The organism is Streptococcus shenyangsis, assembly GCF_006385785.1.
Lineage (GTDB): Bacteria > Bacillota > Bacilli > Lactobacillales > Streptococcaceae > Streptococcus > Streptococcus shenyangsis.
Map to the genome: position 1 here is coordinate 1 of NZ_VFSH01000017.1, position 14,862 is coordinate 14,862.

Annotated in this window: 15 protein-coding genes, 1 other RNA gene, 1 pseudogene and 1 CRISPR repeat array (1 of these 18 only partly in view); of the genes and pseudogenes, 7 read left to right on the forward strand and 10 right to left on the reverse strand. The window is 41.0% G+C overall.

The annotated features are described in order from the left end of the window. Positions 1-93 (forward strand): IS3 family transposase (locus FJR77_RS09470; RefSeq protein ID WP_140834408.1); only part of this gene is annotated, 93 nt, incomplete at its 5' end. Between the two features lie 152 nt (positions 94-245). Here the strand turns inward: FJR77_RS09470 and tnpA are convergent. From tnpA to FJR77_RS09495, 5 genes and pseudogenes are all read right to left on the reverse strand, one after another. Continuing rightward, positions 246-760, reverse strand: a pseudogene (gene tnpA, locus FJR77_RS09475) (IS200/IS605 family transposase). A gap of 206 nt (positions 761-966) precedes the next feature. Then, positions 967-1,314, reverse strand: a transfer-messenger RNA (tmRNA) gene (gene ssrA / locus FJR77_RS09480). Between the two features lie 61 nt (positions 1,315-1,375). After that, complete coding sequence (locus FJR77_RS09485; RefSeq protein WP_140834636.1) at positions 1,376-2,011, reverse strand: SGNH/GDSL hydrolase family protein; 636 nt, start codon at positions 2,009-2,011, stop codon at positions 1,376-1,378. 1 nt (position 2,012) lies between these two features. Then, on the reverse strand, positions 2,013-2,840 hold the full coding sequence (locus FJR77_RS09490; protein ID WP_140834637.1) for an HAD family hydrolase: 828 nt from the start codon (positions 2,838-2,840) through the stop codon (positions 2,013-2,015). A 21-nt stretch (positions 2,841-2,861) separates the two neighbouring features. Continuing rightward, positions 2,862-4,187: a CapA family protein gene (locus FJR77_RS09495; RefSeq protein WP_140834638.1), complete on the reverse strand. Its 1,326-nt coding sequence runs from the start codon at positions 4,185-4,187 to the stop codon at positions 2,862-2,864. 174 nt (positions 4,188-4,361) lie between these two features. Between FJR77_RS09495 and def the strand changes: the two genes are divergently transcribed. After that, entirely contained in the window at positions 4,362-4,973 is a 612-nt protein-coding gene (gene def / locus FJR77_RS09500; RefSeq protein ID WP_001272950.1) for a peptide deformylase, read from the forward strand. A gap of 44 nt (positions 4,974-5,017) precedes the next feature. Then, a complete protein-coding gene (rlmB, locus tag FJR77_RS09505) occupies positions 5,018-5,746 on the forward strand; it encodes a 23S rRNA (guanosine(2251)-2'-O)-methyltransferase RlmB (protein WP_000855722.1) in 729 nt (242 codons plus the stop codon). A gap of 423 nt (positions 5,747-6,169) precedes the next feature. Here the strand turns inward: rlmB and htpX are convergent, their stop codons facing one another. After that, positions 6,170-7,069 carry a zinc metalloprotease HtpX gene (gene htpX, locus FJR77_RS09510; protein ID WP_000895749.1) on the reverse strand — a complete coding sequence of 300 codons (900 nt, stop codon included), beginning with the start codon at positions 7,067-7,069 and terminating at the stop codon, positions 6,170-6,172. Between the two features lies 1 nt (position 7,070). Further along, positions 7,071-7,631, reverse strand: a complete 561-nt coding sequence (locus FJR77_RS09515) for a LemA family protein (protein ID WP_140834640.1) — start codon at positions 7,629-7,631, stop codon at positions 7,071-7,073. Positions 7,632-7,724: 93 nt separating this feature from the next. Here FJR77_RS09515 and rsmG point away from each other — a divergent pair, with 93 nt between their 5' ends. After that, a complete protein-coding gene (gene rsmG / locus FJR77_RS09520; protein WP_140834641.1) occupies positions 7,725-8,438 on the forward strand; it encodes a 16S rRNA (guanine(527)-N(7))-methyltransferase RsmG in 714 nt (237 codons plus the stop codon). A gap of 204 nt (positions 8,439-8,642) precedes the next feature. Beyond that, a complete protein-coding gene (locus FJR77_RS09525) occupies positions 8,643-9,926 on the forward strand; it encodes a uracil-xanthine permease family protein (protein ID WP_181146639.1) in 1,284 nt (427 codons plus the stop codon). A gap of 95 nt (positions 9,927-10,021) precedes the next feature. Here FJR77_RS09525 and ffh read toward each other — a convergent pair whose 3' ends face one another. The 3 genes from ffh to FJR77_RS09540 form a co-directional block, all read right to left on the reverse strand. After that, positions 10,022-11,593 (reverse strand): signal recognition particle protein, encoded by a 1,572-nt coding sequence (gene ffh / locus FJR77_RS09530; RefSeq protein WP_140834643.1) that lies wholly within the window; start codon positions 11,591-11,593, stop codon positions 10,022-10,024. A gap of 11 nt (positions 11,594-11,604) precedes the next feature. After that, positions 11,605-11,937: a putative DNA-binding protein gene (locus FJR77_RS09535; protein WP_000402066.1), complete on the reverse strand. Its 333-nt coding sequence runs from the start codon at positions 11,935-11,937 to the stop codon at positions 11,605-11,607. 90 nt (positions 11,938-12,027) lie between these two features. Next, a complete protein-coding gene (locus FJR77_RS09540; RefSeq protein WP_001813294.1) occupies positions 12,028-12,405 on the reverse strand; it encodes a DUF1934 domain-containing protein in 378 nt (125 codons plus the stop codon). Between the two features lie 71 nt (positions 12,406-12,476). Here FJR77_RS09540 and FJR77_RS09545 point away from each other — a divergent pair, with 71 nt between their 5' ends. Then, positions 12,477-13,781: an HD domain-containing protein gene (locus FJR77_RS09545; protein ID WP_140834644.1), complete on the forward strand. Its 1,305-nt coding sequence runs from the start codon at positions 12,477-12,479 to the stop codon at positions 13,779-13,781. 12 nt (positions 13,782-13,793) lie between these two features. Then, entirely contained in the window at positions 13,794-14,600 is an 807-nt protein-coding gene (gene yidA, locus FJR77_RS09550) for a sugar-phosphatase (RefSeq protein WP_140834646.1), read from the forward strand. Between the two features lie 71 nt (positions 14,601-14,671). Next, positions 14,672-14,862: direct repeats of the CRISPR family, unit length 36 nt; unit sequence GTTGTACAGTTACTTAAATCTTGAGAGTACAAAAAC; it runs 504 nt beyond the window's last position.

Genomic DNA, 14,862 nt, shown 5'->3' on the forward strand with positions numbered 1-14,862 from the left:
GTAGACTATATTGATTACTACAACAATAAACGAATTAAGGTAAAACTAAAAGGACTCAGTCCTGTGCAATACAGAACTAAATCCTTCGGATAAATTGATTGTCTAACTTTTTGGGGTCAGTACAAGTTTTCAACACTTAATATTATGCGTTTTTTGATTTAGATACTCTTTGACCCAGCCTCCTTCACGTTGTTTAAGCCTCATTGCTCTTGACTCGTCACTTGCCTCTCAAAGAGGCGTTAGTATTACTTACCACTATCCCTAAAGGGATCCTCATACTCTTTTACACTCAATTTATCTAGTGCTATATCATGCTTTACTCGTTCTCAAATTGTCATACTCGTGAAGAAATCATCCACTGGATAATTTCTTTACTTTTGAATATATTTCTTAATTGTGGCTTCATTGAGTCCCACCGTACTCATATAATAACCTTCCGCCCAGAAATGCCGATTCCCAAACTTGTACTTGAGATTGGCGTGTTTGTCAAATATCATGAGAGCACTCTTACCTTTTAAATAACCCATGAAACTCGAAGTACTTATCCTCGGTGAAATACTGACTAACATATGTAAATGGTCTGGCATTTAGTGACCCTCGATAATTTCAACTCCTTTGTAACTATACAAGCGATGAAATATTTCACCTAAACTACTTCGATATTGATTATAGAGGACTTTTCGTCTATACTTAGGGGTGAACACAATGTGATAGAACAGTGCCACTTTGTGTGCGATAAACTATGAGCCTTTTGTGCCATATTTTTCTCCTTTCGCTTTACAATTGGCTTGAACACCTTTATTGTATCGCGTTTGGAGTTTTTTGGGGTATAACCTTCGATGTGCACCCGAATAGCGGGTGGTTTTTTGTCTCGCACCTAGCGGAGCGAGACGGACTGAAAGTCGCATAAGAAAAAACGTTGATTTAACAACGTTTTACCAAGGAATTCAAAAGAATGCAAAGGAATAATGGAGCCGGTGGGAGTCGAACCCACGTCCAAACACCTGCCAACATATTTGTCTACAACCATAGGTTATGTATTAGTTTAACAGTCCCTCGACACATAACTCAAGCCTAGAAACTGCGAGTCTATCAATCTCTTATCAAGCCGCTAGACAAGACTTGATCGTATCTCGCTAATAATAAGACCTGTCATTGAACACGAGCAATCCAAATCGGGTCACGCCTGCTGGTTTTTAGGCAGCTAGAGCGTAAGAAGTGTTATTTTTTGCAGTTATATTTAACTGAGCGTTTACGTCGCTACACGAGTCGCAAAATATGCCTCATAATGCCTGTCGAATCCGTAACGACCCCAAAAGACAATAAAACCATTATACCTTATCTAACACAAAAATGCAAAAAGAAAATCAATGAACTACAAAAGATAGTCTTTCAAAGCTTTGGTCAAAGCCTGATAACCAGTAATACTGAGATGCAGCCCATCAGTTGTATATTCTTTTTTGAGTTGGCCTGCTTGATCTATCAAACTATCAAAAACTGGCACAAATTCTACCTGCATATAGGCAGAAGCAAGCTCTTGATAGGCTTGATTCCATTTCTGAATTTTTTCATTCGTGCGGATATAGACTGTCTGCTTGTACTCCTCGCTCTCATTGACTGGCAAAATGGAAAGCAATTTAATCTCAGTCAATGGATAATCGCGAGCAATGGATTGTATGATAGCTTCAAGATTATTGAGAGCCTGATTTACAAGTACATCTTTTCCGATATCATTTGTCCCAATCAGAAGGACAATTTTATCTACTGTTCCACCGTAAAGATGCGCATCTAGATTCTCTAGTAACAGCCCTGTCTGATAACCTCGAATGCCTCGATTGACAATGGTCTTTGCAGTCCCAAATAACTCCTGCAGAGGGTAGTATTCGACAATGGAATCCCCAATAAAAAGAATGTCTGGTTCAACAACAGAAACTTGATTTAAGTGACGGTATTTGGTTTGGATTTTGCCCTGTTCCTTTAGTAACCAATTTTCTAATAACTGTACTGCCACTTCATTCTCCTTTTTCTAACCAGTTTTCCAAGACTTGATAAACTCCTCCTTGTCTGTTAGCTGGCGCTAGAGCAGTCGCCACAGCTTTAGCTTTCTCATCAGCATTTTCCATCGCATAGGCAATCCCAGCCATTTCAAGCATTTCAACATCATTTTCACTATCGCCAAAAGCCATTATTTGTTGGGGGTTCAAGTCCCAGCGCTTGAGTAATTCTTCCAAGCCCCATGCTTTATGAATTCCAGCTTGAAGGATATCAATGCAACCATAGCCACTGGATACAGCCCGAACACGGCCATCAAAGAGGTCATTAATCTCTGCCAATACCGAATTCAACCGTTCCTCACCAACAACCATACTCATCTTGAGCACACCACCAAAGAGGTCAGAGGTTAATTCATCCACAAACTGCATCCGTTGGTAGAATTTTTCAATCATTTCTGGAGTCATAAAACTTTCAAGGTCTGTAAAAATCGTACCTTCCTTGACGAAACCACCCTTCATCCCCGTTACAACAAATTGATTTTGACACTCTCGACCCTTGAAATGAGCCAAAGCCTTGTCGACAATGCCATCATCCCAAGTCTGGGCCTGAATCAGTTCATTGTTTTCAAAAATACGAGCACCATTAGCAACCACCAGAACCACTCGATTCACCAAGTGCTCCAGTAGTTGCCTCATGCGGTGAATTTCATTCCCCGTCGCGATGACAAAACGAATCTCCCTCTGATCCAACTGATCTAAAATCTTTTCCAGTCGTGGGAGATCAAGCTGGCCTCTAGCATCCAGCAAGGTCCCATCCATATCTGTCGCAATTACTTTAATCGTCATTTTCTTTCCTCTGGATTTAAGCTAGTCCCACTTCAATCCCACATGTTCATTCATTTCTTTATAAGCTGTATCAATTCGTTCCTTAGTCGCTTCATCTAACTGGTCACGATGACTACCACCCTCGATAAAATCTTCTAAGATGTAGGTTTGGTAAAGGTAGAGTGGATAACCTTCTGGAGAATAGGTTCCTTTTGGTGTACGGTTTACCCAAGAAGGATGCGCTTTGGCAGTTTCGATTGTCGTCTTACCGGCTTTTTTCTTAATGGTCACATCCATGAGCACGCCACGTTCAGTCCACTTAGCATTTTCTACCCCTTCCATGGTCTCAATTCGTTGATTTGAAATGAAGTTCCCCATTGAATAGATAATGAGTTTCTTGTCCCCATCTTTTTCAACCGTTTCAGATGGTTCAACGACGTGAGGGTGACCTCCAAATATAATATCTGCTCCCCAATCAATCATCTTGTGATATAAAGCTTTTTGCTCTTCAGTCGGTTCTATGCGATACTCAACACCCATTTGTGGCATGATAATGGTAATATCTGCTTCCTTTTCCGCTCGTTCAATTTCAGACTTCATTTTATTCTCATCTAAATCTGAAAGATAGTGATTATAATCCTCCTGAGAAATATTTTGCTCAATTCCATTAAATCCATAAGAATAAGCCAAAAGTGCAACCTTGATACCATTCACTTCCTTAATGACCAGCGGAGCCTGATCACGTGGCTCGTGTGTATAAACTCCAATTGGAGTGATTCCAGCCTTCTTAATAATATCGGCCGTTGAAATAACTCCCTCAATTTGCGAATCCAAAATATGATTATGAGCCAAATCTAGAACATGATAACCTGCATCCTTAATAGCATCCATAACTTCAGCAGGAGCATTAAAGAGAGGATAACCTGCTAAATAATGATCCTTATTAATGGTCCCTTCAAAGTCACCAATAGCTAAGTCTGCTTGCTTAAGCCAAGGTGTCACATACTCAAAATTCTCATGAAAATCATAGGTTCCATCATCCTTTTTTGCTGAAAAGTAAAGAATATCATGATAAAGCAAATCACCATGAGCCATAATTCTAGCAGTTTTTTCCTCTTCCTGATCTTTGGAATGTTGATTCGTCTTATTAGCTTCTTGAGAAATAGTATCCTTTTTCTGACTAGTCAAGGGAATTCCTTGAAAACTTTCAAACAACAAGACCAAGCCCATTGATAAAGCAACTGCTAGCAAAAGTATCGCCACAAATCCCTTATTACTCCACTTACGATAACTCCTAAAAAAGTTTACAAACCCCCTCATAAAACGAAAAGCTGAACCACTCTGATTTCTATCTTGTCTTCTTTGCATCTTCATTCTCCCTACTTTCTTATGCAAGCCTTTTCTTTTTATTATATCACAGATAAGAAATTCTTTCACAACTGAATCGAACCTGCTAGGTATTTTCTATATAAACTTAATGCCGTAATGCTTTCAATCCTTGTCATTTTGTGATATCATGTAGAGGTAATGAAAGGAGAGAAAATGTCTGCTATAGAACGTATTACAAAAGCTGCTCACTTGATTGATATGAACGATATTATCCGCGAGGGGAACCCAACTCTACGCGCAGTTGCTGAGGAAGTTACTTTCCCCCTATCTGATCAGGAAATCATCCTTGGTGAAAAGATGATGCAATTCCTCAAACATTCCCAAGATCCTGTCATGGCTGAAAAATTGGGACTCCGCGGTGGGGTTGGACTGGCTGCTCCTCAATTGGATATCTCAAAACGCATTATCGCTGTTTTGGTACCTAATATTGTCGAAGAAGGTGAAACTCCAAAGGAAGCCTACGACTTACAAGCCATTATGTATAATCCAAAAATCGTCTCGCACTCTGTTCAAGACGCTGCTCTTGGTGAAGGAGAAGGTTGCCTGTCTGTTGACCGTAACGTGCCTGGCTACGTAGTTCGCCATGCCCGCGTTACTGTTGACTACTTTGACAAAGATGGGGAAAAACACCGTATCAAGCTCAAAGGTTACAACTCCATCGTTGTTCAGCATGAAATTGACCACATCAACGGAATCATGTTTTACGATCGTATCAATGAAAAAGACCCATTTGCAGTTAAAGATGGTTTACTAATTCTAGAATAAAGAAAATCCCGTTGCAAGACGGGGTTTTGTGTTATAATAGAGGAATGAAAACAAATGATATTGTCTATGGCGTCCACGCCGTTACCGAAGCCCTCCATGCAAATACTGGAAACAAACTCTACCTCCAAGAAGATCTCCGAGGTAAGAATGTTGAGAAAGTCAAGGAACTGGCTACAGAAAAGAAGGTATCCATTTCTTGGACTTCAAAAAAATCCCTCTCTGAGATGACTGAAGGTGCTGTCCACCAAGGTTTTGTTCTACGAGTGTCTGAATTTGCCTATAGCGAATTAGAACACATCCTAGCAAAAACACGTCAAGAAGAAAATCCACTTCTATTGATTCTGGATGGCTTAACTGACCCTCACAACCTAGGATCCATCCTGAGAACAGCCGACGCGACCAATGTTTCAGGTGTCATCATTCCTAAACACCGTGCTGTCGGTGTTACTCCTGTCGTTGCCAAAACAGCCACAGGTGCTATTGAGCACGTTCCAATTGCCCGAGTGACAAATCTGAGCCAAACTCTGGACAAACTAAAGGATGAAGGCTTCTGGACCTTTGGAACAGATATGAATGGGACTCCTTGCCATAAGTGGAATACAAAAGGGAAAATTGCCCTCATAATCGGAAATGAAGGAAAAGGAATCTCTAGCAACATCAAAAAGCAGGTCGATGAAATGATCACCATTCCTATGAATGGACATGTTCAAAGCCTTAATGCCAGTGTTGCTGCGGCCATTCTTATGTATGAAGTTTTCCGAAATCGCCTATAAAAGAGGCTGGACAAAAACTTACTTCTAAATAGAACCGCACAGTGATTTCAGCTTTGCTCACAATAAAGCTGAAATCACTGTGCGGTTTTTGAATAGCTGATTTGTAGATTAAATTCTTGAACAATTTTGTAAAATCCATACTCATGAAAATGAGTCCTATCTCTACTACGCTGGTCTACTTGTCTCTAACATACACTCTGAACACGCCAAAAATATTCTCTAATTTGCTAAAAGTGCAATTAATTGCCCTCCTCCATTTGACATAGATACTAGATTCTTCTTAGATATATCATGTGTTCTAAACGAAGTTTCCTAAAGAAATTCTAAGTTGTATCGTAACCAATTGATTTCTGAGTCCCTTATATAAGAAAATGAGCATCTCCAACTACGAGAATGCTCATTTTTTATTGTATAGGCACATTTTTACATCTGTTTTAAACGTTCAATCCGTTCTGAGATAGGTGGGTGGGTATAAAAGAGTTTTTGGAACCCTCCCCCTTTCTTGGGATCATTGATATAAAGTGCACTACTGGCATCATCTACAGGACGACTCATAGGTTTACTATTATCCAACTTATGGAGAGCATTAATCATCCCTTGAGGATTGCGCGTCAACTCGACACTGGAAGCATCAGCTAGGAATTCCCTCTGACGAGAAATAGCGAGTTGTACCAAGGTTGCAGCGAGAGGTGCCAGCACAATAGCTAATAAAGAAACCACTAGCATAATGATTTCAAGACCATTTCCGTCTCGATCATCGTCACTTCGTCTGCGACCTGCTCCGCCCCACCACATCATACGACCTGCCATACTAGAAAGCATGGTGATAGCACTAGCAAGGGCAACAGCAATAGTCGAAATACGGATATCGTAATTACGAATATGACTGACTTCATGTCCCATAACAGCTTCTAGTTCTTCACGATTCATGATAGCTAGGAGACCTGAAGTTGCAGCAACTGCAGCATTTTGAGGATTGGAACCTGTCGCAAAGGCATTTAAGGCTGGATCATCAATGATGAAAACACGAGGCATAGGAATCTGAGCGACCATAGCCATATCTTCCACTACATGATAGAGGCCTGGTGCCGTTTGTTCATCCACCTCACGCGCCCCATTCATAGACATGACAATCTCAGTAGACTGAAAAATCATGGATAAAGCATAGATAAAGCCGATAATCAGTGCGATAACCAAACCACCAAGCCCAGATCGCATAAAGAGGTAACCAACCGCATAGCCAACAAGAGCTAAGAGTAGGAAAAATACCAGCAACAAAATCCAGGTTTTTCGTTTATTGCTTGCAATTTGATCAAACAGCATCTTAGTCACCTAAACCGCTAAAATCAACCTTAGGAACTGCCTTTTCCTCTTCTGGTGTTTGAAGGAAATCTGCTGCTTTAAATCCAAACATTCCAGCGATAATATTGCTTGGGAAAGTCTCTAATTTTACATTGTAGTTGCTGACAACACTGTTGTAAAGTTGACGAGAGTAAGAAATTTTATTTTCTGTGTTTGTCAACTCCTCTTGCAATTTAACAAAGTTGGCACTAGCTTTCAAATCTGGATAGCTTTCTGCAACTGCAAAAATACCTGAAATCTGACGAGTGAGGGCATCACTAGCTTTCATAGCTTCTGCTGGAGAAGTCGCTGCCGCTACTTGGTTACGCAGTTCTGCCACCTTTTCAAGGGTAGAACCTTCATATTTGGCATAACCTTTTACAGTCTCAATCAAGTTTGGCAAGAGATCATTTCGACGCTTCAATTGAACATCAATCTGACTCCAAGCCTCCTTGGTTTGCATACGATTTTTAACCAAACCGTTATAGCTAACAATCACAAAAATCACAACAAGAGCGATAACTCCAAGAATAATCCAAGTCATGATATAAGTCCTTTCTGTTTTTAGATTAGTACCAGTATATCAAATTTTTTATGATTGTGGTAAAATAAGATGATACTAAAGAAGGAAATAACTATGAAACCAGAAACATTTTACAACTTGCTGGCCGAGCAGAACCTTCCACTTTCGGACCAGCAAAAAGAACAATTTGAACGTTATTTTGAGCTCTTGGTCGAGTGGAATGAAAAGATTAATTTAACAGCCATTACGGACAAGGATGAAGTTTATCTCAAACATTTTTACGATTCGATTGCACCTATTCTGCAAGGCTTGATTCCCAATGAAAATATCAAATTGCTTGATATTGGAGCCGGGGCAGGATTTCCTAGTCTACCAATGAAAATCCTCTATCCTCAGTTAGATGTGACTATCATTGATTCACTCAACAAGCGCATCAACTTCCTCCAACTGTTGGCTCAAGAACTGGATTTGAACGATGTTCATTTCTACCATGGGCGTGCAGAAGACTTTGCCCAAGACAAGAACTTCCGTGCTCAGTATGATTTTGTAACGGCTCGTGCGGTTGCCCGTATGCAGGTCTTGTCTGAATTGACAATTCCTTACCTTAAAGTTGGTGGCAAACTATTAGCACTCAAGGCCAGCAATGCGCCTGAGGAGTTATTTGAAGCTAAGAATGCTCTCAACCTCCTTTTTAGTAAAGTCGAAGACAATCTCAGCTACGCCCTACCAAATGGAGATCCGCGTTATATCACAGTGGTAGAAAAGAAAAAAGAAACGCCCAACAAATACCCAAGAAAGGCTGGCATGCCAAATAAACGCCCGCTTTAAATTTTTTAGTAAAAAAATATTTACAAAGTTTGTAATTTCTGCTATACTATCACAAGCAAAGGTTTTTAATGTCATCCCGTGAGGTGACGAAGACGCAGAAATATTTGAAACTCTTTAAAGTCTAGATTTTAAAGAAGTCTTACTCTGAGGGCCTATTGCTGTAAAATAATGGGCTCTTTTTTGATGCCCAAAAGTGAGGTTTATATGAAACAAGAATCAACTGTTGATTTGTTACTAGACGTTGACCAACGTCCTTCGGCTGGAAAAGGAATTCTCCTTAGTTTCCAACACGTTTTCGCCATGTTTGGGGCGACCATCTTGGTACCATTGATTTTGGGAATGCCTGTATCTGTTGCCCTTTTTGCTTCAGGTGTTGGAACACTCATCTACATGATTTCAACTGGTTTTAAAGTTCCAGTTTATCTAGGTTCTTCATTTGCATTTATCACAGCAATGTCACTTGCTATGAAAGAAATGGGTGGTGATGTATCTGCTGCCCAAACAGGGGTTATCTTGACTGGTTTGGTCTATGTCCTTGTGGCTACAAGTGTTCGTTTTGCAGGTACAAAATGGATTGATAAACTCTTGCCACCAATCATCATCGGTCCTATGATCATCGTTATCGGTCTTGGACTTGCAGGTTCAGCTGTTACCAATGCTGGTCTTGTAGCTGATGGAAATTGGAAAAATGCTCTTGTAGCAGTTGTTACTTTCTTGATTGCTGCATTTATCAATACAAAAGGAAAAGGCTTCCTACGAATCATTCCATTCCTCTTTGCCATTATCGGTGGTTACCTCTTCGCACTAACCCTTGGCTTGGTTGACTTTACACCAGTTCTTAAAGCCAACTGGTTTGAGATTCCTGGTTTCTACTTGCCATTTAGCACAGGTGGTACCTTTAAAGAATACAATCTTTACTTTGGTCCAGAAACCATCGCCATCTTACCAATCGCTATCGTAACAATTTCTGAACATATCGGAGACCATACTGTTTTGGGTCAAATCTGTGGCCGTCAATTCTTGAAAGAACCAGGTCTTCACCGTACTCTTCTTGGTGACGGTATCGCAACTTCTGTTTCTGCCTTCCTTGGTGGACCAGCCAATACAACTTACGGAGAAAATACAGGGGTTATCGGTATGACTCGTATCGCTTCTGTCTCAGTTATCCGTAACGCTGCCCTTATCGCAATTGCCCTTAGCTTCCTTGGCAAATTTACTGCCTTGATTTCAACCATTCCAAATGCTGTACTTGGTGGTATGTCAATCCTTCTCTATGGAGTTATCGCCAGCAACGGTTTGAAAGTCTTGATCAAAGAACGTGTTGATTTTGGTCAAATGCGTAACCTAATCATCGCAAGTGCTATGTTGGTCCTTGGACTTGGAGGAGCTATCCTTAAACTTGGTCCAGTTACACTTTCAGGTACTGCCCTATCAGCCATGACAGGAATCATCTTGAACTTAATCTTGCCATACGAAAATAAAGACTAAGAGTCTAAACATATCAAAAAACGAGCATTTCCAATTACGGAAGTGCTCATTTTTCTTCTTTCTAAAAAAGGAAAGCCCTGCGGCCTTCCCTTGTCTTACTTACGTTTCTTCTTCGCTTTTTTCATTTTATTCGCCATGCGTTTCATGGATTGTTTCATAGCAAATTCACCGATTTTACCTTTTAGACCGCCACCAAACATCTGGCTCATATCTGGCATTCCTGCTCCTCCGAGAGCGGATAAGTCAGGCATACCACCTTGTCCCATCATTCCTTCAAGGGCAGACATATCCATCCCTCCCATATTTGGCATATTTTTTGGAAGGTTGTTTGGATTGATTCCCATTTGCTTCATCATCTTGTTCATATCGCCAGACATGACTCCCTGCATAAGCTGTTTAGCCTGGTTAAAGTCTTTAATGAATTTATTAACTTCGACAAAGGTATTTCCAGAACCAGCTGCGATACGACGGCGACGGCTTGGATTTAACAAATCTGGATTTTCACGTTCTTCAGGTGTCATGGAAGATACAATGGCACGTTTGCGCGCAATCTGACGCTCATCCACCTTCATATTTTGAATGGCTGGATTGTTGGCCATACCTGGAATCATCTTGAGCAAGTCTTCCATTGGCCCCATGTTTTGCACCTGATCCAACTGATCGATGAAATCATTGAAATCAAAGGTGTTTTCACGCATCTTCTCAGCCATTTCAAGGGCTTTTTGCTCATCGTATTCTTGAGAAGCTTTCTCAATCAGAGTGAGCATATCCCCCATGCCAAGGATACGACTAGACATACGGTCTGGGTGGAAGGTCTCAATGTCCGTAATCTTTTCACCTGTACCAGTGAACTTGATTGGTTTTTCAGTAATGTGACGAACAGATAGAGCCGCACCACCACGAGTGTCCCCATCAATCTTGGTAAGGATGACCCCAGTCACTTCCAACTGAGCATTAAACTCACGCGCAACATTGGCCGCTTCTTGACCAATCATGGCATCAACGACAAGCAGGATTTCATTTGGTTGAGCCAGTGCTTTCACGTCACGAAGCTCATTCATCAAAAGCTCATCAATCTGCAAACGACCTGCCGTATCAATCAAGACATAGTCATTATGATTAGCTTGAGCTTGTTCCAAACCTTGACGAACAATCTCCACAGCTGGAACCTCTGTCCCAAGAGCGAAAACCGGCACATCAATCTGTTGTCCCAAGGTCTTAAGCTGGTCAATGGCAGCTGGACGATAAATATCCGCCGCAATCATCAAAGGACGAGCATTTTCTTCTTTCTTGAGTTTGTTGGCCAATTTACCAGCAAAGGTTGTTTTACCAGCCCCCTGCAAACCAACCATCATGATGATTGTAGGAATCTTAGGTGACTTGATAATTTCTGCCGTATCAGAACCTAAAACAGCTGTCAGTTCCTCATCAACGATTTTGATAATCTGTTGCGCTGGATTAAGGGTATCAATGACCTCATGTCCGACTGCACGCTCACGAACTTTCTTAATAAAGTCCTTTACAACAGGCAAGGCAACGTCAGCTTCAAGCAAGGCTAAGCGAATCTCTTTAGTTGCCTCTTGAACATCAGATTCAGAGATTTTTCCTTTTTTACGTAGATTTTTAAAGACGTTCTGCAAACGTTCTGTTAAACTTTCAAATGCCATTTTTCTTCCTCTTATTCTCTATTATCAATGCTTGTTAAAATTTCTATCTGCTCCTGCAGAAAGTCATCCTTGGGATAGCGCTCCAAAATCTGGTCAAAAATTTGACTGCGGACAATGTAGTCCGAGTACATATGCAATTTCATCTCATAATCTTCCAGAATCTTTTCTGTCCGCTTGATATTATCATAGACAGCCTGACGACTGACACCGAATTCCTCGGCAATCTCAGCAAGACTGTAATCATCAGCGTAGTAGAGCTCTATATAATTCATTTGCTTGTCTGTCAACAGCGCTGCATAAAATTCAAAGAGCGCATTCATACGATTGGTTTTTTCGATTTCCATAACTTTTATTATACCAAAAATTAGCCTAATCTACCACACCAGGAAGTCAATCCGAGAAGATAGCTAGCTAAATTTGAAAAAGACATGAGCCTAGCCCCAAGTAATTTCCAATTGATAACTGGCAAAGGGATGTCCCTCTTGATTTTGTAGTTGATAATCTAGTTCAATCTTTTGTCTATCAACTTGATAATGGCTCGTTTGGATGATAAACTCCTGCATGCCCATAGGTGTGGGAATATAGGCTAAACTATCACTATCCTTTAAAAAGCGCATAATGGTCTTGGGATTGGAAAAACGGCTCATCACCAGTTCTTGACCATGGAATTTAATCACTACTTTTTCCTTTTCCTCATTGTAGAAAAGCAGGTAGCTATAATCTCCTTTTTCATGCACTTCCACGTCATAGAGTTGGTCAATCACTTCCAACTGCTCATCAAACTGAATCGTATTTCGCATCCGAATCTTCACATCAGGTCCTCTTTCTTGTCTCTTGTCCTACTATTTTACCAAAAAGAGCAGGATTTTGCTATAATGGTCATATGAACGAAAAAGTATTCCGTGACCCAGTTCACAACTACATCCATGTCAATAATCAAATCATCTACGACTTGATTAATACAAAAGAATTTCAGCGTTTGCGTCGTATCAAACAACTGGGAACTTCCAGTTATACCTTCCACGGTGGAGAACACAGTCGCTTCTCTCACTGTCTAGGAGTCTATGAGATTGCACGACGTATCACGGAGATTTTTGAAGAAAAATATCCTGAAGAATGGAATCCTGCCGAGTCTCTCTTGACCATGACCGCTGCTCTCCTACATGACCTTGGGCATGGTGCTTACTCCCATACTTTTGAACATCTCTTTGATACAGACCATGAAGCCATTACTCAGGAGATTATCCAAAGTCCTGAAACGGAGATTCACCAAGTCCTACTACAAGTAGCGCCAGATTTTCCAGAAAAGGTAGCCAGTGTCATCGACCATACCTACCCTAACAAGCAGGTCGTGCAACTCATTTCCAGTCAGATTGATGCGGACCGCATGGACTATCTCTTGCGCGACTCCTATTTTACAGGAGCATCCTATGGGGAATTTGACCTTACTCGCATTCTCCGAGTCATTCGTCCTATCGAAAATGGCATCGCCTTTCAGCGCAATGGCATGCACGCCATCGAAGACTACGTCCTCAGTCGCTACCAGATGTATATGCAGGTCTATTTCCACCCAGCAACACGTGCCATGGAAGTTCTCCTACAGAATCTCCTCAAACGCGCCAAGGAACTCTATCCTGAAGAAAAAGATTTCTTTGCACGAACTTCTCCACATCTCCTGCCTTTCTTTGAAAAAAATGTGACCTTATCTGACTATTTGGCACTGGATGATGGTGTCATGAACACCTACTTCCAGCTTTGGATGACCAGTCCTGACAAGATTCTCGCAGATTTATCGCAACGCTTTGTCAACCGCAAGGTCTTTAAATCCATTACCTTTTCACAAGAAGATCAAGACCAGCTCGCTAGCATGAGAAAATTGGTTGAGGATATCGGCTTTGATCCTGCCTACTACACTGCTATTCATAAGAACTTTGACCTCCCTTATGATATCTATCGTCCCGAATCTGAAAATCCACGGACACAGATTGAGATTTTACAGAAAAATGGAGAACTAGCCGAACTCTCTAGCCTGTCTCCTATCGTCCAATCCCTTGCCGGCAGTCGCCACGGAGATAATCGCTTTTATTTTCCTAAAGAAATGTTAGACCAAAACAGCATCTTCGCAAGCATTACCCAGCAATTTTTACACTTGATTGAGAACGATCATTTTACCCCAAATAAAAACTAGAAGAGGAATTTTATGAGTATTAAACTAATCGCCGTCGATATTGACGGAACCCTAGTTAACAGCCAAAAGGAGATTACTCCTGAGGTCTTTTCTGCCATCCAAGATGCCAAAGAAGCTGGTGTCAAAGTCGTCATTGCAACTGGACGCCCTATCGCAGGTGTTTCCAAACTTCTAGACGACTTACAGTTGAGAGATGAAGGCGACTATGTCGTGACCTTCAATGGTGCCCTGGTCCAAGAAACTGCTACAGGCCATGAGATTATCAGCGAATCTTTGTCTTATGAGGATTATCTGGATATGGAATTTCTCAGTCGTAAGCTTGGTGTTCACATGCATGCTATTACTAAGGATGGTATCTACACTGCAAATCGCAATATCGGAAAATATACAGTGCACGAATCAACCCTCGTCAGCATGCCCATCTTCTACCGCACCCCTGAAGAAATGGCTGACAAGGAAATTGTCAAATGTATGTTTATCGATGAACCAGAAATTCTCGATGCTGCGATTGAAAAGATACCAGCCGAATTTTACGAACGCTACTCCATCAACAAATCTGCTCCTTTCTACCTCGAACTCCTTAAAAAGAATGTAGACAAGGGTTCAGCTATTACTCACCTAGCTGAAAAACTCGGATTGACCAAAGATGAAACCATGGCTATTGGTGACGAAGAAAATGACCGTGCCATGCTGGAAGTCGTTGGGAATCCCGTTGTCATGGAAAACGGAAATCCAGAAATCAAAAAAATCGCCAAATACATCACTAAAACAAATGACGAATCTGGCGTTGCCCATGCCATCCGTACATGGGTACTGTAAAAGGAAAGAATAGACGAAAACCGCTCAGCTGAGCGGTTTTTTATAAGTTAGAGAATCGCTAATATTATCTAAATGTACAGTTACTTAAATCTTGAGAGTACAAAAACTTATTGATGAAGCTGATTTAATTCTTATTGGTTGTACAGTTACTTAAATCTTGAGAGTACAAAAACCCAACATAAATACCTTCTCTTGTAGCCATTGTTGTACAGTTACTTAAATCTTGAGAGTACAAAAACCTGCTAGTGAGTATGACTGGTCA